Here is a 19,032-nt window from a genome sequence, read left to right on the forward strand (position 1 = left end):
ATAATATTTTAAGTAATTGTTAATATTTATTAAAGGGGAATTAGATATTATGACAAAAAATATAAATTCTAAACTTACAAAATTATTCTTACTTAGCTGTGCTAATGCAGCAATCATGACTGCTATTTCTAACCAAGCAATGGCTGCTAGAGCAGTTTTTGGTGAAATAAATTCAGAACAAACAGTAGCTTTTTTATTAAAAAATGAGGATCCAAGGCTTGCCGCTCTTAAAAAGCAGGTCAAAGCAGAAATTGCTATGCAAGATTTAAACGCACTTAATAACCCGCTTCAGCGTCTAGTATTTGCTTATGGGAATGAAGATGTAAGTACGCAAAATAAAAAGAAAGTATTAAATTCTTTGATGGCAAGTCCATTAAGTAATAAGCAAATAGAGCATATTCTTTTCAAAAGTAATATCGATGATTTAGATGCTAAAGAAATAAAGACAAATTTTGGTTTAGCAGAAGAAAGCGAAATACTAAAATTAGTTAAAAATAATGCTACTCCATTACAAAAAAGAATTTTATTTAATGCAGTTGAAAATTATGCCAACGAGCAATTTGTAGATGTGTTAATTAATTCTAGCAACAATAGTACGCAAAGAAAAAAGATATTAAATTTTGTTGATACCGCTACATTATACAGCTTTGTAAATGCAATGGGAGAAGTTTTAGATCAAGAAATAGATGCCGAAAAAACAACTAAATTATTCCAAGATCAAGGATTAATAGCGCAAGATAGAAAATTAACAGGAAAGGAAATAAGCACATTAATCTAAAATTTCAAAACTCCGGCTTTACAGGATTTAGCAAGTATTATTAATGACAAAATCGTAGCAAGACCCGTAATAGGCAAAAGAGAAGATGCAAACCGTAAAGATATTATTGCTAATAAAATATTATTAGGTATGGATGTTGCCGGCTATGATGGCGTTGCTCCTGCGGTTGCTCCTAGGGTTGATCCTATGGTTCCTCCTCCCACTCCTCCTCGTCCAAAAGATTATGTTGCTGAATATAAAAATTCTACTGACAACAATAAGAAAAATATATTCGAGGTTGGGGAAAAAATAAAAGCTCGTACACCTGAAAGATTAGAAGCTAAAATAATTAATACGAAAGTGAGTCCGGAAACAGGAACGGAAGTAAGTAACCAAGCAGGGCGTGTATATTATGCATTACATGCAGGCAGAAATACCAATCCTAATGATGCAAAGGCAAAAATTGCAAACCTTGAAAAGGATTTAAGAGATACGGTAACAATTTTATTAGCTCAAGAATTTGTTAAAAATAATCGTGGAGTAGAGGGTAAAAGTGATAAAGACGTTGCTAAAGAATTTTTAGAGATATTTACTAATGGCGATCTTGCAACAAAACTTACCGCAAATCGGATACTTATTACTGCTGTAAAAAATAATGCACATATCAAAGAGATTATAGATCAAGCACCAAATAAACCAAATAATAAAAAGCTTGTGGACAGTGTGTTTGCTGAAGCAAATAGAGAAAATATTTATACTGTTTTTAACAGTAAACTTAATAAGGTACACCCTGTAACAAAAAATCCGCTTGTTAATTTAGATACCGGTTTTTTACATCAAGAGTTAGGCGACATAAAATTATCAGAATTAAGGAAAACACCGGGTGTTGAGTTTGAATATAAGATTGAGAATGAAGTGCTATTAAATACTTCAGGGAAAGTATATTACTCAATGCAAGCCGAAAAAAGTAAGAAGGTTAAGGAAGACAAAAATCCTCGTGGTATAGCTAGTAAGCATATGGGATTAGTAACTGATTTATCCAATACAATCAGAATAATATTAACGGAAGACTTTATACAGGAAAAATACGGAACCGGTGCTGCAGCAGGGCATGGCGGAAGAAGATTAACTACAAGAGAGCAAAATGTTCTTAAAAAAGCAACAGCAGAACAAAAACAAAAAAATATCACAGATACTTTAGAGCTATTTACAGCAAAAAATAAAGATAATGCTGAGCTGAGAGAAAAAGCTAGATTTGTGCTTGATATGCTAAGAGTCAATCCTCACGTGCAGAAAGTTATCGGTAATAATAAAAAATTTGCTGATGATGCTGCAATTGAGAATTTTATTGATAATCTTTTTGCTGAAGACGCAGAAGAAGCTATGAAGCGTTTTGATTATAAATTTGATTGGGCACATCCTGTTACTAAGGACGCAGTAGTTAAGCTTAATATTCCCCAGGAAGTTAAAGATGAAATTCAATTTAGAAAAGATAAAGACTTTAAAGAGTCAGAATTAAGAGGTATAGAAGCTGCATCAGAGCGGTTAGAATTTATATCCAACAATGCTAAATATCTTGATACTAAAGACGTTGTAGGAAACACTACAGAAAAAAATTATATCAAGAATTACAAAGTTATATTGATAATTTTGATGCATTACCTATTAAAGATAAAATAAGTTTATTAATTGATCAGAAAACAGTTAATCATATTAAAAGTACGAAACCGGAAATTCAAAACAAACTAAACGAAAAGGTAATGAATTGGGCTCAGGATAATGCTGTAGAAGTATTAATGAATAGTAATTTAAATAATGACTTATCAGTTGATCTTGTAAAGAAATTAGCTGCTAAAATAGATTATGCACGAGTGCAAAACTATTTAGAAGAAATTGCAGATGCTAAAGTTCAAACATTGAAACTCGTAGAATTAAATAAAGGTGCACTACCGAAATTAATAACCGGCGAGCATATTACCGATGAGATCATCGATCTTATGCATAATTTATCGCCAACTATATTTCCAAAAGGAGCAGAAGAACTAAATAGATTAGAACCGATTGCAGCAGAAGAAACTAGATTTCAGAAGAGAGACAGAGAAACAAGAAATGCGAGGCGTCAAAAAGAGTTAACTGAAGCTAAGGATAATATAGCTACAATCTTCAATAAGACTACAGTAAGTAAGATTAACCCAATATTAGTAGAAATAGCAAAAAAAGAGGTTAAACTACCATTAGGACAAACTTATATAGCTGAGAGGGTTAAAAGAATTATTAGTGGTATTTCAGATAAAGCTTCCGCGCTTTTTCTCAGTAATTAATGATCTAGATACCATAGAGAAGGCTGAGACTAGAGCAGTAGCAGATGAACCAATAGTTGTAAACAAAGCTAAAACTGTACTTGGTCAAAAATATCAAGAAGCTGTAAACTCCATTACGGATTCTGCGACTAAAGCAATAAAAGGTACAGAATGCCTAAATGCAGAAATAGAAGCAATGTTAATGGCTGAAGAAGTAGCACTCATGCCTTCAAGATATCAAACTATAAATGATATAAACAGGTTAAAAGATGTTATAAAAAAAGCTATAGCAGGAGAGGCTATTGCTAAAGACTTTATTGGTCCTGTAACTTCGGAAGAAGCAAAGCAGCCTAAAAGAATAAAGGAAAACTATAGCCGTATCATAACAGAACTAATGAAAGATGAAGTATTTCTAAAGCTTTATAGTACAAATGATCCTAAAAGTGCTAAGATATTTGAAGGAGTAGTCGAGGTTTTATATCCTGATACAACAGTAGGTGGTTTTTTTGCACCAATAGAAAGAGGAGTAGGCGGTGCCCAAGCAGTAGTAGTGCCTGTTATAGCGGATCCGGCGACTGATGCATTAGCAGATGTAGCCGGTATGCTGATCATGCTGCAATTAATCATCCGGTACAAAATCGTAGATTAGCTCGCCAGGCAGAACGCAGTGAAATACGACATAGACTAAGAGATGAAGCAGCGAATAATACCAGTAGGTTTGTAGGTGTAGAGTCATTATTTGAGCGGGCAGAAAGAGCAGCTGAAGAAAAAGAAGAGAGTGCTAAGTTGGTCGCTGTACAATTCATGTTTCAGAATGCAGAAAGGGAAGAAGATGTAGCAAATGATAGGGTAATAGAAGGAATAGCCGATCTATTTGTAGAGGAAGAAGGCGATGAAGCTCCGGCAGAAATAGATGCAGAAGTTCCGGTTATAGAGCTAGAAGAAGATGGTGGTGATGTAGAAGTGCCTGTTGTTCCTGAAGTTATAGAAGAAGCACCTGTTGAAGGCGATGCTAGGGAAGATGAACTAGTAAGAGGAGAGGAATTAAGAGCAGAAGGTGATGAAGCTATCGAGCATCCTGTTGCTTCTGTTGCTGCTCTTGCTGATTTAACCCCTACTGCCGGTGAGTCAAAATTTGAAGATACGACTGAATCAGAGAAAGAAGAGCAAGAAAAAGTAGCACTAGCTGCTGCTATCGAAGAAGCAAGAATTGCTGAAGCCGTAAGAGTTGAAGCTGCTGAAATTGCAGAAATGCAAAATGCAGTAAAACAAGATGAAGAAATGATTGGAGCAATATATAATCCGATTTATGATATTATCACTCAAATGAACCGCAATATTATATCGCATAGAATGTTCTCTAGTGCCGTGGTTGCTGCGGGTGATGAAGATGAGAAAATGTTAGATAAAGGTCTTTGGATTGCAGGTACTATCGGTACTAATAAGCAAAAAGGGACTAGCGGTTATAAAGGTCATGCTTCAGGCGGTACGATCGGTTTCGACATCGGGTTTGACAACTTTAAAGACTTAGTAGGTGTTGCTTATACTAAACTAGATTCAAAGTTTAAATCTAACGGTAGTAAATTAAATACTAATGTCGATAGTCATATCGTATCTTTATATGGACAGAAAGAATTGCCGAAAAACTTTATGATACAAGGGATGTTTTCATACAATCATAATATCGTGAAGAGTAAGATCAACCGTTTAGGTACTATTGCAATCGGTAAATATAAGAATAATAATTATAACTTTGAAACCTTATTAAGTTATAATCATCTTATGAATGGCGGTATTACTCTTACTCCAAATCTTGGTATAAGATACGGTCACTCTAAAGACGGTTCTTATCAAGAAAGCGATGTAGGTATCCAGCATTTGAGTATTGCTTCTAAAAAGCAGCATTTATGGAGCGGTATTTTAGGCACTAAAGTAGCTTTAGCTCCACAAAAAATAGCTGAAGGTTTTAGTATTACGCCTGCACTTCAAGCTTCTGTAGAAAATTACTTTAACAATAAGAGTAAAAAGCTTAATGCTAAAGTAAAATGGAAAGATAAAGAAGTTAATGAAACTATCGCATTACCAAAACAGCCTAAAGTCGGCTATAATATCGGCGCTAGCGTTTTAACTGAAAAAGGTAATATAAGTGTGACTTTAGAGTATAACTGCCACTTACAGAAGCAATACCAAAGCCATCAAGGCTTTGTAAAATTGAAAGTGAAATTGTAAGTTATTATTATTCCATGTACGGTTAATGAATGTCATCCCGCGTGGTATTGTTGCGTGGATATCTAATCGTCATTGCAAGGAGCGAAGCGACGCGGCAATCCAGAAAAAATAATAAAAAAATTCTGTAAATCAGAATTTTTTACTGGATTGCTTCGTCGAATTACTACGTAATTCTTCTCGCAATGACGGAAAAGCAGGTCCACGCAACAATGCCTTGCGGGAATGACGTAAGAACCATAAATAATACTTATTACTCGTCTCTTACTACTAAAACTGATATATCTGAATGACGGACGATTTTAGAAGCGTTAGGTCCAAGCATATAATCTTTTAATTGTAGTCTGACTGCAGAGATTATTATTAAATCGGCTTTAATTTCATTAGAGTGCTTAATTATTTCATCATAAACGGCACCGTTTCCTATATAATAATCTGTTTCAATTTCATCAGGAATATATTGTTTGATAAGCTCTTTAATTTGAGTCTGATACTTTTCTTTTTTCTCCGTTTTCCAATTTTTAGGTAAATAATCTTCAAACATTTTCGTACCGAATTCAGGAATTATATACATAAAATGTAATTTTGCTTGAAAGTTCGTTGCAAGCATTAAAGCCTTAGAAAGAATACCTTTTATAGATTTTTTATCATTTAAATCTATAGGTATAAGTATATTTTTAAACATAAGATATTGTTAGTTTTTATTTCTTACTGAATCATGTTTTGGTAGAACAAAATTTTTAGTATCGGCAAAATAGTTAATATCGAGGTTATTTAATAAGTAATTAGAAAGTTTAAAATTTGCTACGTTTCTATGAAAAGCTCCGATAAATTTATCTAAAATATCACGATTCGCCTCATCTCTAGTTACTAGGATTGCTGATACTTTTACTGTAGTTTGATCATCGGTAATCCCTGGATATAAGCCCTTGTGAAGTATAGCTTTATGAAACGCTCTATTTTGTTTTATTAATTCTGCTATTTTATCATTTTCAATTGAAACGAAATCAACTTCACACTTATTAGCTATTAAATTTACTAAGGGGTTAGAGTGTCCAACCATCATTATTATAGCATCTATTTCCTTATTACAGAATTTATCAATAGAATCTTCATAATTAATGTGTAGCTCTTCAGATTCTTTAGAAAATTTATATAAAGAACGTATGGCATCATAAGTAATATTACTACTGGAAAATGCCGGACCGTTAGTTATTTTTTTTCCGTCAATATCAGCAAAAACTTTTATTTTATCCTCATCTTTTACAATAACCGTAAAAAACTCATCATGTAGATTAAGTACCTGACGTAAATTTTGCATTTTTTCTTGATCGTGATAATAACCTATGCCCTCATATGCTTCTACTGCAATATTAGCTTGCACTAGAGCTAAATCAATTTTGCCTTGTTGTAATAATTTTAAATTTTCTATACTGCCGTTTGTTGCAACAACTTCACATTTAATATGTTCGTTATTTTTATCATCATTTGTAATAGTTTTGCATAAATCAAGTCCAATAGCATAATATCCTTTTAAAATAGAGCCGGTACCGATTTTAATGACTTTTGGAGCAGCATAAATATTACTGCAAATAAGAAATATGCTAATAATAGTAGCTAGTTTAAAATTATTCATAAAACTAATTTGAATTATTTTCGGTGTTTTGGTCTTCTTTATGTTCACCAAGTTTTAGTTCTAATAAATTAATAGAACCGATATTTATTCCTTTATCTGAAAACTCAATATCAAACTTAGCTTTTTCTATATTGTTGTAAGCCGAATTTGAATCATTTTGATCTATATTTAATTGTTCGTCGGAAGCTTTATTAATTGCTTTAGCAATAATTGTTTTAATTATTTTCTTAGAAAAAATAATATTATTCGGTAATAATTTATCAACTATGGAATTATAATTTTCCAGCTCAAAATATAATTTTCCTTCCGGTAATTTATTGGCAAAGAATTGTAAAGCACCGTTTAAATTAACTTTAGAATCATTATCACAAGTAAAAATAAATCTTTCTATATTAAAATTTTGTAAAATAGCTGAATCTTCTCCGTCTTCAGCAAATTTTAAAGAAGCAGCAATATCTAAATTAGCATTTTTAAAATTCAAAATATCTTTTTCTGAATAATAATTCATATTTAAAAATAAGGATATATTTTCCTCAGTTGCTAAATTCTGTTTTCTTATAAGAAATGCTAAATCATTAATTTTAAAGATTTCTTGATTATCTTTAAATATCGATAATGCTTTATTATTTAACTGAATTGATTTTAATATTTCTTTTAAATTATCATCTTTTGATATTTTATATAAAGATTTATTAAATTTTCCTATACCTTTTATGTCATCATCGCTGCGTACATCATAGGTAAATGTTTTATCGCCGTAATTATCGACTTCTCTAATAAAAGGACCGAAATTAAGAGCGGCTCTTTTAGTACTAAAAGCTATATTTAGGACAATATTTTCACTAGTAAATTCTTTAGAATTTACATGATCAATTAATTTTACTTTAGGATCCGTTACGGTAATTTTCCAATTAAAAGGATAGCCTGAAAACTTAACCGCATTATAAGATATTTTAAGATTATCGGATTCAGAATTCTTAATTAAACTTACAATGTTATTTTTTATAGTATATGCAGTTGCAAACCATATTATAGTAAAGGCTAAAAACACAAAAAGAAGTATTTTACGTATCACTTTTTTAATCCATTATAATTTTATATTACGAGTAGCAGAAGGAAGGCGTACTTTTATGTCGTCTAATTCTTCGGTTAAAATAATTTGGCATCCCAATCTAGAAGTATCGGTAAGACCGAAGGCTAAGTCAAGCATATCTTCCTCTGCTTCCGTAGGTTTTTTTAATTTGTTGTAAAATTCTTCTTCTAAAATAACGTGACAAGTAGCACAAGCAAGAGATCCTTCACAAGCTCCCTCAAGGTCTAGATCGTTACTATGGGCAATTTCTAAAATGGAAAGCCCTATAGGTGCTTCTACAGTTTTTTCTTCTCCATCATTTATAATAAATGTTACTTTTATTTTTCCTGACATTCTTCTTATTTTTCCTTATCTAAATTAGTTCGATTATATATAAAATTTTATATATAACTGAAGCTATTTAATTTGATTGATATTTTTGCCTTTTAGCAAATCATTAATTATTATATTAAACTTTGTATTCATAGATTTTTTTATTTTGGATTTAAACTCTTTAATAGAATTATTAATTAAGATCCGATCTCTAACGTGTGCGGCTTCTTTTATATTATCTAATAAAGAATTAATTATAGATATCTCACTTTCCGATAATAAAGCTGTTAATTCCGCTATAGCACGTTCTATGCTAAAGATTAAAGCCTCTGCTTCAATTACTGCTTCTTGTAATAATCTTGTAGTATAATCTATTTTAGCATTTTTATAAGCGTTTTCTAACATAATATCAATCTCCGTTTTATCAATACCGTGATTTGGCTTTACTTCTATAGTATGCGATGTATTGCTGATTTTCTCATAAGCAGAAACGGATAATATACCGTCTACATCAATAGCAAAAGTAACTTCGGCTCTAATATTTCCTGCTTTCATAGGAGGAAGTCCCTTTAACTCAAATCGGGCTAAACTGCGGCAATCGGCAGCCATTTCACGTTCACCTTGCAATATATGAAGTTGTATACCGGTTTGATTATCGGCATAAGTCGTAAATTCTTTTACTACCGAAATAGGAATCGGAGTATTACGCATAATGATTTTTTCAACTATACCGCCATATAATTCCATACCCAGCGATAAAGGTACTACATCAATCAATAATGAATTTGTGTGGGGTGCTATTAAATTTTTTGCTTGTAATGCAGCCCCCCATACAACTGCTTTATCAGGATCAATATCTGATAGAATATCTACTTTAAATGCTTTATATAATTCGTCTTTTATTAAAGGAATGCGGGTTGCACCTCCTACTAAAATAACTCCGTCTATATTTGGATTTCCTGCTTGTTCTAAACATTCTTTAGCTATATTGATAGTACGTTTTACTAAAGGTAAAATTAATTGCTCTAATATTTGCTTACTAATTGATATATTATCATTATTAAAACTATCTTTATATGTTAAAGTTTCTTTTGCTTTTTTTGCAAGTTGTAAAGTATCTATAGAATTAGGTAAATCAAATTTATTGCAAAGATATTGTGTAATTACTACATCTATATCGTCGCCACCAAGCATATTATCTCCGTTTGTTGCTATAACTTGAAAAATGCCTTCTTGTATATTAAGAATAGATACGTCAAAAGTGCCGCCGCCTAGGTCATATACTAAATAACAGCCTTTTTGATTTTTGTTTAAGCCGTAAGCATAGGCAGCTGCAGTAGGTTCGGCAATTAGCCTTAATACTTCAAAACCTGCTATTTTAGCCGCAAGCATTACTTCGCCTCTTGCTGCATCGTTAAAATGTGCAGGTACGGTTATAACTGCTTTAGTTATATTAGTCTTTAATTGTTCTTCTGCTTGATTTTTTAGGTAAATAAAAACTTCTGCTGCAATTTCAGAGATTCGCAGTTGTTTATTTGCAAAGTTTAATTTAAGCTCACTACTATTTACATCTAGATAATCTTTAACTAACGAAAAAAGTGCCGGAGTATTTAGAATTTCTTTTAATGTTTTACCGAATAGTCTTTTAATAGACCGGAGTCCTTTATTATTACCTATAGTAAAATTGTTACTTGTAAAATCTATAGTAGTTGGGGTTAATTCTTTATCATCTATAGATTTAATAACTTTAACTTTTCTATTAGTTGCAATAGCTATTAATGAGTTAGTAGTGCCAAAATCGATACCGACTGCTATTTGCCGTTCTTGCTTAAAATCAGCTTGCTCCGGTTCCCTAATTTCTATTATTTGCATGATTTTATTTTTTCTTGCAGTTTATGCAGCAATGTCCCAATATATTTAAGTTTGCTAGTTTTTATAGTTGCGTCTGATAGATTTTGTTCTTCAAAAGCTTGTTTTAAAGAATCAATCTCAAGCTTTTTCATTAATTCATATTTGTCTTTTATTTTTTCTAAATCACTAAATAAGATAGTATTTTCGATTATTTCCATTTCATCCCAGAATATGCTTAATTCTAGAGGCGAAAGTAAACTACGTGTCTTTTCGTCATTCAAATTTATATTTTGCAAAAGCAGCATATATTCAGCACGCTTTAAGGCATCTTTAAGAGTAGAGTAAGCATTATTTAATTCAGCTGCAGTAATTAGATTTTGTTCCTTTTCCTGCAAAGTTTTTGCTTTATCGGGATGATATTTTATCTGCATAGCAAAATATTGCTTTTCTAATATCTTTAAATCAATATTATAATCTTGCGAAAGTCCTAATAATTGAAAATAATTTTGCACTTTTCCTTTTTTGTAATTCTAAACTGTTCTATCATATATCAAAAATTAAAAAATACAATTATGGAAGTAGATCTATTACATTTTGAAAAAAAATATCATAACTATATTGTAGCAGGTATAGATGAAGCAGGTAGAGGACCGCTAGCAGGTCCGGTAGTAGCAAGTGCCGTTATAATAGATAACACTAATATTATACCGGGTATTAAAGATTCTAAAAAACTTTCTAAAAAGAAAAGAGAATTACTATATGAACAAATAACTAGTAATTATGTTTGGGCAACTGCTATTATTTCTCATACTGAAATTGATGAAATTAATATATTAGAAGCAACTAAAAAAGCTTGCTCTATTGCTGCGGCAAATCTTAGCCTTAAGCCGGAAATAGTTTTAGTTGACGGTAATATGCCGTTTAAGGATAAAAGATTTGTTAGTATAGTTAACGGTGATAATCTATCGTTATCGATTGCTGCGGCTTCTATTGTTGCAAAAGTTACTAGAGATCGTTTGATGCTAGATTTAAGTACTGAATTCCCACAATATTTATGGCATAAAAATTCCGGCTACGGCACTCGTGAACATATCGAGGCTATTAATATACACGGTCTATCACCTTATCATAGGAGGAGTTTTAGGTGTTGTTGAGTGAATTGGTTTTAGCGTCATTGCGAGGAAAAACTGTAAGTTTTGACGAAGCAATCCAGTTAAAAACGCTAATTTTTAGCATTTTTTTAATTATTTTCTGGATTGCCGCGCGGTCTTCGACCGCTCGCAATGACGATTAGATATACACGCAACAAAGTCTTCCCGCGGAAGCGGGAATGACATCAATTTAACTCAACTCAAGTGCTGCCTCTTCTAGAGTTTTTAGCTGATCTCGAAGTTTTGCGGCTTGTTCAAATTCGAGATTACTTGCGGCTTTAAGCATTTCTTTCTTTAATTTATCAATATGAGCTTTGAGCTTAGCAGGATTATCAAATAAAGTATGAGCTTGTTTTTTATCAAGCTTACTATCAACTTTCTCAAGTTCTGCTAAAGTATGGATGGCACGGTTAATGGTTTTTGGAATTATGCCGTGTTTTTCATTATATTCCTGCTGAATTTGCCTTCTACGCAACGTTTCACTAAGAGCTTTATCTATAGATTTAGTCATTTTATCGGCATAAAGTATAACTCTGCCCTCACTATTTCTTGCAGCTCTTCCGATTGTTTGTATTAACGATACTTCAGACCGTAAAAATCCCTCTTTATCTGCATCAAGTATAGCAACTAAGCCGCATTCAGGGATATCAAGCCCTTCTCGAAGTAAATTAATACCAACTAAAATATCGATAGTACCTTGCCGTAAATCTCGTAAAATCTCGATACGCTCAAGCGTATGAACGTTAGAATGTAAATAAGAAGTTTTATATTTTAGCTCCTGCAAATAGGCGGTTAAATCTTCAGCCATTTTTTTAGTTAAGGTGGTGACTAAGACACGGAAGCCTTTAGCGATAGTGCTTTGAATTTCGCTAATTAAATCCTCAACTTGGTTAGTAGCAGGTTTGATAATACATTCAGGATCAAGCAGTCCCGTAGGTCGGATAATCAACTCTACTACAGTGCCTCCGGTTTCTTCTAACTCGAACGGTCCCGGGGTTGCTGATACAAAAACAGTTTGCGGTCTAAATTTTTCCCATTCTTCAAATTTTAAAGGTCTATTATCAAGAGCAGAAGGCAGACGGAATCCATGCTCTACCAATACTTCTTTTCTTGCTCGATCGCCGTTATACATCGCTCTAATTTGTGGTACGGATACGTGGCTTTCATCAACAAATAATAACGCATCTTCCGGCAAGTACTCGAATAATGTCGGTGGCGGCTCACCGGCATTACGACCGGTAAAGAATCTCGAATAATTTTCAACGCCTTTACAGCTGCCTGTTTCCGTTAACATTTCAAGATCATATTGAGTACGTTGATTTAGCCTTTGAGTTTCAAGCGGTTTATCTTGAGACTTTAAGAACTCTAGGCGTTTTTGTAACTCCTCCTCAATACCTGATATGGCACTATTTACTGTTTCTTGCGGCATCACGAAATGTGAATTACCAAAGACCATAGCTTTATCAAGCTTAGCAAGTTTCTCGCCCGTTAGGGGATCGAATTCGTGTATATATTCGAGTTCATTACCGAAAAACGATAAACGCCAAGCTTTATCGCTATAATGTGAGGGGAAAATATCTATGTTGTCGCCTTTAACTCGAAAACAGCCACGCTCAAACCCGATATCGTTACGCTCATATTGCAGATTTATCAAATCATTTAGTAGTTTATCACGAGGATAGCTTTTACCCGGTTCTAGATTAACCGTCATTTGGTAATATAAATCAGGAGAACCAAGCCCGTAAATACAGGAAACGGAAGAAACTACTATAACGTCACGACGCTCTAATAACGATCTTGTAGCAGAATGACGCATTAAATCAATCTGCTCGTTAATTGATGAGTCTTTTTCTATAAAAGTATCGGTACGTGCTATATAAGCTTCGGGCTGGTAATAATCATAATATGAGACAAAATACTCAACGGCGTTCTTTGGAAAAATCGACTTCATTTCTGAATAAATTTGAGCAGCTAAAGTTTTATTATGTGCCATTATCAGAGTAGGGCGATTAGTTCTCTCTATAATATTTGCCATAGTAAAAGTTTTGCCTGACCCCGTAATACCAAGCAACATTTGTGAGCGTTTTTTACTATTTAACCCTGCTATAATTTCATCTATTGCTTTTGGCTGGTCGCCTGCCGGTTTATATTCTGAGATAATAGAAAAATTATTCATGCATTTTTACTTGCTTTAAAAACTATAGTTTAAGATAATATATTAAAATCTAACAAAAAAATATAATATTATGAATAAAGCTATATTACACACAATTATTATTTATACTCTCGCTAGTTGTCCTTATTGCATAAAAGCTAAAGCATTGCTTGATGAGAAAAATGTTGCTTATGAGGAAATTGAAGTAAGTAATTTTACTCAGGAAGAGAAAGAAAAATTTATTAAGAAATCCGGCGGAAAAAAGACCGTCCCGCAGATATTTATAGATAATATGTATGTTGGTGGTTGTGATGCTCTGTTTGATCTTGAAAAAGAGGGAAGGCTAGATAAGTTGCTGGAAGGGCAACCGAAGAAGACTTCACCTGCAGCTGGGGCGTAAGAAATAAAAACGTCATTGCGAGGAAATTACGAAGTAATTGACGAAGCAATCTCAGGAATTTGTTATTATTTTATGAGATTGCCACGCTCCCTACGGTCGCTCGCAATGACGCTGAAAACTACAAAAACTCCAAAAATGTTCAAAAACAACAATCATAAAAATTCATTCTATTTACTTCTACCATATTTATGGTCGAAGGATTTTGATATACGCCTGCGTATTGTTACGTCTCTTATTTGTCTAGTCATAGCTAAAGTAATAAATATTTTCGTTCCGATTGTTTATAAATATATAATAGATGGGCTAAATAAAAATTTTGCTCTTTCGGTTATTATAGGGATTATTCTTGCATATGGTGGAACTAAAATATTGGTACAAATATTTAGTGAGCTGCGAAATATCATTTTTTCAAAGGTAGGACATCAGGCGACTCGCTTAGTTGCTCTAAATGTCTTTAAGCAAATGCATAATTTAAGTATGCGTTTTCATATTACTAGAAAAACAGGAGGCTTAAGTAGGTCAATAGAGCGTGGTACTAAAGGTATTGAAGCGGTGCTGCGTTATTCATTATTTAATATTTTTCCGACAAGCGTAGAAATTGTACTTGTAAGTGGGATGTTATGGTATGTGTACGGTATTTGGTTTGCCGTAACTATTTTAATAACAATGATAGTTTATGTCGGTTATACTTTCCTAATCAGTACTTGGCGTATTTCTTTTGCAAGGGAAATGAATCAAAGCGATAACACCGCCAATAATAGAGCAATCGATAGTTTGTTGAATTTTGAGACCGTTAAATATTTCGGTAATGAAGAATATGAGGCGATAAAGTTTAATGAGGCTTTACAAACTTATGAAAAATCAGCCACTAAAACTACTAACAGCCTATCGATTTTAAATATCGGGCAGGATGTTATAATATCCTTAGGACTTGTTAGCCTTATGATACTTTCAGCAAATGCTATTAATCAGAATAAAATGACCGTCGGCGATTTAATAATGGTTAATACTTACTTGTTTCAGCTATCAATTCCGCTTTCAATACTTGGCTTTGCTTATAGAGAAATTAAAAACGCTCTAGTTAGTATGGAAGATATGTTTAATCTTTTAGACATACCGGCAGAAGTAGAAGATGCCGTGAACGCTAAGGAGTTAATTATCTCAAAAGGTGAGGTTAGTTTCGATAATGTTAGTTTTGCTTATAATCAGGAACGTCCGATTTTGCATAATATAAGTTTTACGATTAAGAGCGGTAAAACTTTAGCAGTAGTCGGTAGTAGCGGAGCGGGAAAATCAACAATATCACGCTTGTTGTTCAGATTTTACGATATTAATAGCGGTAGCATTACTATAGATAATCAAGATATACGAGAAGTCACGCAACGAACGCTACGTAAATCTATCGGGATTGTTCCGCAAGATACCGTACTATTTAACGATACGATATATCACAATATCGCATACGGTAATAATGCAGCAAGCTATGACGAAGTTATAGCAGCCTCAAAAAATGCTCATATTCATGAGTTTATTAGCACGCTACCCGAAGGGTATGAGACGCAGGTAGGCGAGAGAGGATTAAAGCTTTCAGGCGGCGAAAAACAGCGTATTGCAATTGCAAGAACCATCCTAAAAAATCCGGCAATATATGTTTTTGATGAGGCAACAAGTTCGCTTGATACTAAAACCGAAAAGCTAATTCAAGCAAGCCTTAAAGAGATCTCAGCCCACCATACTACTCTTATCATTGCTCATAGACTATCAACTATTATCGATGCAGATGAGATTATTGTTTTGGATAAAGGCTATATAGTCGAGCGAGGCAACCATAAAACCTTGCTACAGCATAAAGGTTATTATGCCGAACTTTGGTATAAACAGCAGGAAGAGAAAAGTAAATAAAATATGGCAAAGAAAATTACATAAAAATTTAGTATATAAGTTGCTTAAAAAACTAGATTCCTGCTTTCGCAGGAATGACATACGCATCCACTCAACAAGGTCTCGCAGGAATGACATCGGTAGCTTAGAAACAATGCCACGATTATAAATACAAGCAATCCTTGAAAGAAATTTATTATATCTCTATAATTAAATATAATTCATTAAATTAAATTTAAGGCTAAGTAATCGTGACTGATCAAAATTTTTCTAATTTAGTACCGGTAAATATCGAAGATGAGATGAAAGTATCTTATCTTGATTATGCTATGAGCGTTATAGTAAGTAGAGCTATACCGGATGTTCGGGACGGCTTAAAGCCGGTACATCGCCGAATTATCTATTCCATGCATGAAGCCGGTAACCATGCTAGCAAACCTTATAGAAAATCCGCAAGAATAGTCGGTGACGTGATGGGTAAATACCATCCGCACGGTGATAGTGCTATTTATGATTCGTTAGTACGTATGGCACAAGATTTTTCCTTGCGTTTACCGCTTGTAGACGGGCAGGGTAATTTCGGCTCGATGGACGGTGATGCGGCGGCGGCAATGAGATATACCGAATCTCGAATGGCCAAAGTTTCGCATAAGCTCGTAGAGGATATCGATAAAGAGACCGTCAGCTTTAACCCTAATTACGATGGTTCTGAAGAAGAGCCTTCCGTACTTCCTGCAATGTTTCCCAATTTATTGGTTAACGGTAGTGGAGGTATTGCGGTCGGTATGGCAACTAATATCCCTCCGCACAATTTAGGTGAGGTTATCGATGCTTGTTGTTTATATATAGATAATAACGATATAGAAATATTAGATTTACTTGAAGTCGTTAAAGGACCGGATTTTCCTACAGGTTCAATGATTTTAGGCATTAGCGGTATTAGATCGGCATATCTTACCGGTAGAGGTAGTATCATTATGCGAGGTCGAGCCGAGATTGAGAATATCGGTAATAGCCGTCAAGCAATTATTATTACCGAAATACCGTATATGGTAAATAAGGCAAGGCTCGTTGAGAAAATCGCTGAAATGGTTAAAGAGAAACGTATTGAGGGTATAAGTGATTTACGTGACGAATCGAATAAAAACGGTGTAAGGATTTTTATTGAGTTAAAGAAAGACGTAGTTGCGGAAGTAGTCTTAAATCAAATATACGCATGTACGCAGCTACAAACAAGCTTCGGTGTTATTATGCTTGCTCTTAAAGACGGGCTACCGAAAGTGATGAATTTGAAAGAAGTAATTGCAGCTTTCGTTAGTTTTAGAGAAGTGGTAATTACTAACCGTACTATATATTTACTAAATAAAGCAAGAGATAGAGCACATATTTTACTAGGACTAACTATTGCCGTTAGTAATATCGATGAAATAATACGTATTATTAAAGCTTCAAATGACCCGAATGCAGCTAAACAAGAATTAATGGCTCGCCAGTGGGAAGCATTAAATATCCTACCTCTTGTAAAGCTAGTTGATGATAAAGCAATGTTAAATGAGCAAGGCAAATGTAGCTTTACTGAGGTGCAAGCTAAGGCAATCTTAGAAATGAGACTACAACGTCTAACCGCTATGGAGAAAAACAAGCTTGAAGAGGATTTAAAGAACCTTGCTACGGAAATCACCGAATATCTTAATATACTCGGCTCTCGTACAAGGTTACTTGAGATTTTAAAGGAAGAGCTAATTAAAGTTAAAGAAGAATTTGCGACTCCTCGTCTTACTTCAATTGAATTCGGTGAATTTGATCAAGATATAGAAGATTTAATTCAACGTGAAGAAATGGTAGTAACCGTAACGCTTGGCGGGTATATCAAGCGTGTACCTCTAAGTAGCTATCGTTCGCAAAAACGTGGCGGTAAAGGAAGATCAGGGCTTTCAATGCGTGATGAAGATATTACCACGCAAGTTTTTGTCGGTAGTACTCATACGCCAATGTTGTTCTTCTCAAATATCGGTCAGGTTTATAGTTTAAAACTGTATAAATTACCTTTAAGTAATCCGCAAGGTAAAGGAAGACCGATGGTTAATATATTACCGCTGAAAGAAAATGAGCATATTACGAATATTATGCCGCTACCTGAAAATCAGGATGAGTGGGATAATTTAAACATTATGTTCGCAACTGCCAAGGGTAATATCAGAAGAAGCGATTTATTAGATTTCAAAAAAATTCAGTTGAACGGTAAAATTGCTATTAGGCTTGATGAGGATGATAAATTAATAGACGTAAAACCATGTAAAGAAGACGAGCATATTTTACTTGCCACCAAAGCCGGTAAAGCTTTAAGATTCCCTGTTGAATCGCTGCGTGTTATTAAGAGCCGTACTTCCGACGGGGTACGAGGTATGAAACTTGCTAAGGAGGATTCCGTAATTTCTATGACCGTGCTTAAAGGCATTAGCAGTACAAAAGAGGATAGAGATGCTTATTTAACAGTGCCATGGGAAAAAAGGCTTGAGATTGCTAAAGGTGAGGAGTTTAACCTCGAAGAGTTAGGTGTAACTTTGACTGCAGATTCTATTTTAGAAATGGCAAATTCTGAAGAATTTATCTTGACAGTTACAGAGAACGGTTTCGGTAAAAGAAGCTCGGCATATGGCTATAGAATTACCGATCGAGGCGGTAGCGGTATAATCAATATGGATATTAACGACAAAACCGGTTTAGTCGTCGGTGTTATGCCGGTTAAAATGGATGATGAGCTAATGCTGATCACCAATAGCGGTAAGTTAATTCGCTGTAAACTTGAGTCAGTGCGTATTACGGGACGTAACACTAGCGGCGTAATCCTGTTTAAGCTAGATGACGGTGAAAAAGTCGTATCTGTCTCTTTAATTGCTGAAACTTCTGAAAACGAAGAAGATAGTGAGTTAGAGGAAGAGGGATTAGAACAATCTGAAGAGGTATAGTAGTTGTTACATGGATCTAAAAATGCGTTCAGTGTCACCCCGTGGCTTGACCACGGAGTCCATAAAAACAATAAATAAATATAATAATTTTAACTGGATTCTGTGGTCAAGCCACGGGATGACACTCGAAAAACTGATCCACGCAACAATGCCTTCCTGCTTTCGCAGGGATGACATTAAAGATTTTTTAAAAAATGTCCGGTACTATAGGAAATCTTAGGAAATAACAACAAATTTCTGCGATTGTTTCATCAAATTACTCTGTAATTTTCCTCGCAATGATGTTAATTTATTAACTACT

Annotated in this window: 16 protein-coding genes and 1 pseudogene; 10 read left to right on the forward strand and 7 right to left on the reverse strand. The window is 33.9% G+C overall.

What is annotated here, in order from left to right; genetic code table 11:
• Positions 1-49 precede the first annotated feature (49 nt).
• From BN1174_RS05240 to BN1174_RS13120, 6 genes and pseudogenes are all read left to right on the forward strand, one after another.
• Positions 50-778 carry a hypothetical protein gene (locus BN1174_RS05240; RefSeq protein WP_040257089.1) on the forward strand — a complete coding sequence of 243 codons (729 nt, stop codon included), beginning with the start codon at positions 50-52 and terminating at the stop codon, positions 776-778.
• Positions 779-907: 129 nt separating this feature from the next.
• Positions 908-2,437 (forward strand): hypothetical protein, encoded by a 1,530-nt coding sequence (locus BN1174_RS05245; RefSeq protein ID WP_040257091.1) that lies wholly within the window; start codon positions 908-910, stop codon positions 2,435-2,437.
• Between the two features lie 80 nt (positions 2,438-2,517).
• Entirely contained in the window at positions 2,518-3,078 is a 561-nt protein-coding gene (locus tag BN1174_RS05250) for a hypothetical protein (protein ID WP_040257093.1), read from the forward strand.
• Complete coding sequence (locus BN1174_RS05255; RefSeq protein ID WP_040257095.1) at positions 3,035-3,706, forward strand: hypothetical protein; 672 nt, start codon at positions 3,035-3,037, stop codon at positions 3,704-3,706. The genes BN1174_RS05250 and BN1174_RS05255 overlap by 44 nt, the downstream gene beginning before the upstream one ends.
• Before the next feature lie 155 nt (positions 3,707-3,861).
• Entirely contained in the window at positions 3,862-5,286 is a 1,425-nt protein-coding gene (locus tag BN1174_RS05260; RefSeq protein ID WP_231555808.1) for an autotransporter outer membrane beta-barrel domain-containing protein, read from the forward strand.
• Positions 5,287-5,358: 72 nt separating this feature from the next.
• Positions 5,359-5,479, forward strand: a pseudogene (locus BN1174_RS13120) (zinc ABC transporter substrate-binding protein); the annotation flags it as partial.
• A gap of 57 nt (positions 5,480-5,536) precedes the next feature.
• Here BN1174_RS13120 and BN1174_RS05265 read toward each other — a convergent pair.
• The 6 genes from BN1174_RS05265 to hscB form a co-directional block, all read right to left on the reverse strand.
• Positions 5,537-5,968 carry a universal stress protein gene (locus tag BN1174_RS05265; protein ID WP_040257097.1) on the reverse strand — a complete coding sequence of 144 codons (432 nt, stop codon included), beginning with the start codon at positions 5,966-5,968 and terminating at the stop codon, positions 5,537-5,539.
• 9 nt (positions 5,969-5,977) lie between these two features.
• The gene (locus tag BN1174_RS05270) at positions 5,978-6,919 is read right to left on the reverse strand and encodes a TAXI family TRAP transporter solute-binding subunit (protein ID WP_040257099.1); all 942 of its coding nucleotides are present in this window, start codon (positions 6,917-6,919) and stop codon (positions 5,978-5,980) included.
• A 4-nt stretch (positions 6,920-6,923) separates the two neighbouring features.
• Positions 6,924-7,994, reverse strand: coding sequence for an RP198 family tick cell line-upregulated protein (locus tag BN1174_RS05275; RefSeq protein WP_040257101.1), 1,071 nt, complete (start codon positions 7,992-7,994; stop codon positions 6,924-6,926).
• Positions 7,995-8,006: 12 nt separating this feature from the next.
• Complete coding sequence (locus BN1174_RS05280) at positions 8,007-8,345, reverse strand: ferredoxin family 2Fe-2S iron-sulfur cluster binding protein (protein ID WP_040257103.1); 339 nt, start codon at positions 8,343-8,345, stop codon at positions 8,007-8,009.
• A gap of 63 nt (positions 8,346-8,408) precedes the next feature.
• On the reverse strand, positions 8,409-10,196 hold the full coding sequence (hscA, locus tag BN1174_RS05285; RefSeq protein WP_040257105.1) for a Fe-S protein assembly chaperone HscA: 1,788 nt from the start codon (positions 10,194-10,196) through the stop codon (positions 8,409-8,411).
• Entirely contained in the window at positions 10,187-10,687 is a 501-nt protein-coding gene (gene hscB / locus BN1174_RS05290) for a Fe-S protein assembly co-chaperone HscB (RefSeq protein WP_040257107.1), read from the reverse strand. Before hscB ends, hscA begins: the two co-directional genes overlap by 10 nt.
• A 60-nt stretch (positions 10,688-10,747) precedes the next feature.
• Between hscB and BN1174_RS05295 the strand changes: the two genes are divergently transcribed.
• Positions 10,748-11,329: a ribonuclease HII gene (locus tag BN1174_RS05295; protein WP_040257109.1), complete on the forward strand. Its 582-nt coding sequence runs from the start codon at positions 10,748-10,750 to the stop codon at positions 11,327-11,329.
• A gap of 187 nt (positions 11,330-11,516) precedes the next feature.
• On the opposite strand, the gene uvrB is transcribed toward BN1174_RS05295, so the two are convergent.
• Positions 11,517-13,502, reverse strand: coding sequence for an excinuclease ABC subunit UvrB (uvrB, locus tag BN1174_RS05300; protein WP_040257111.1), 1,986 nt, complete (start codon positions 13,500-13,502; stop codon positions 11,517-11,519).
• 70 nt (positions 13,503-13,572) lie between these two features.
• On the opposite strand from uvrB, the gene grxC reads away from it, so the two are divergent.
• The 3 genes from grxC to gyrA all read left to right on the forward strand — a co-directional run bounded on the left by grxC (position 13,573) and on the right by gyrA (position 18,731).
• The gene (gene grxC, locus BN1174_RS05305) at positions 13,573-13,881 is read left to right on the forward strand and encodes a glutaredoxin 3 (RefSeq protein WP_040257113.1); all 309 of its coding nucleotides are present in this window, start codon (positions 13,573-13,575) and stop codon (positions 13,879-13,881) included.
• Positions 13,882-14,016: 135 nt separating this feature from the next.
• Positions 14,017-15,783, forward strand: a complete 1,767-nt coding sequence (locus BN1174_RS05310; protein ID WP_040257115.1) for an ABCB family ABC transporter ATP-binding protein/permease — start codon at positions 14,017-14,019, stop codon at positions 15,781-15,783.
• 230 nt (positions 15,784-16,013) lie between these two features.
• The gene (gyrA, locus tag BN1174_RS05315; RefSeq protein ID WP_040257117.1) at positions 16,014-18,731 is read left to right on the forward strand and encodes a DNA topoisomerase (ATP-hydrolyzing) subunit A; all 2,718 of its coding nucleotides are present in this window, start codon (positions 16,014-16,016) and stop codon (positions 18,729-18,731) included.
• Positions 18,732-19,032: the final 301 nt, after the last annotated feature.

Source organism: Rickettsia hoogstraalii, from assembly GCF_000825685.1.
Lineage (GTDB): Bacteria > Pseudomonadota > Alphaproteobacteria > Rickettsiales > Rickettsiaceae > Rickettsia > Rickettsia hoogstraalii.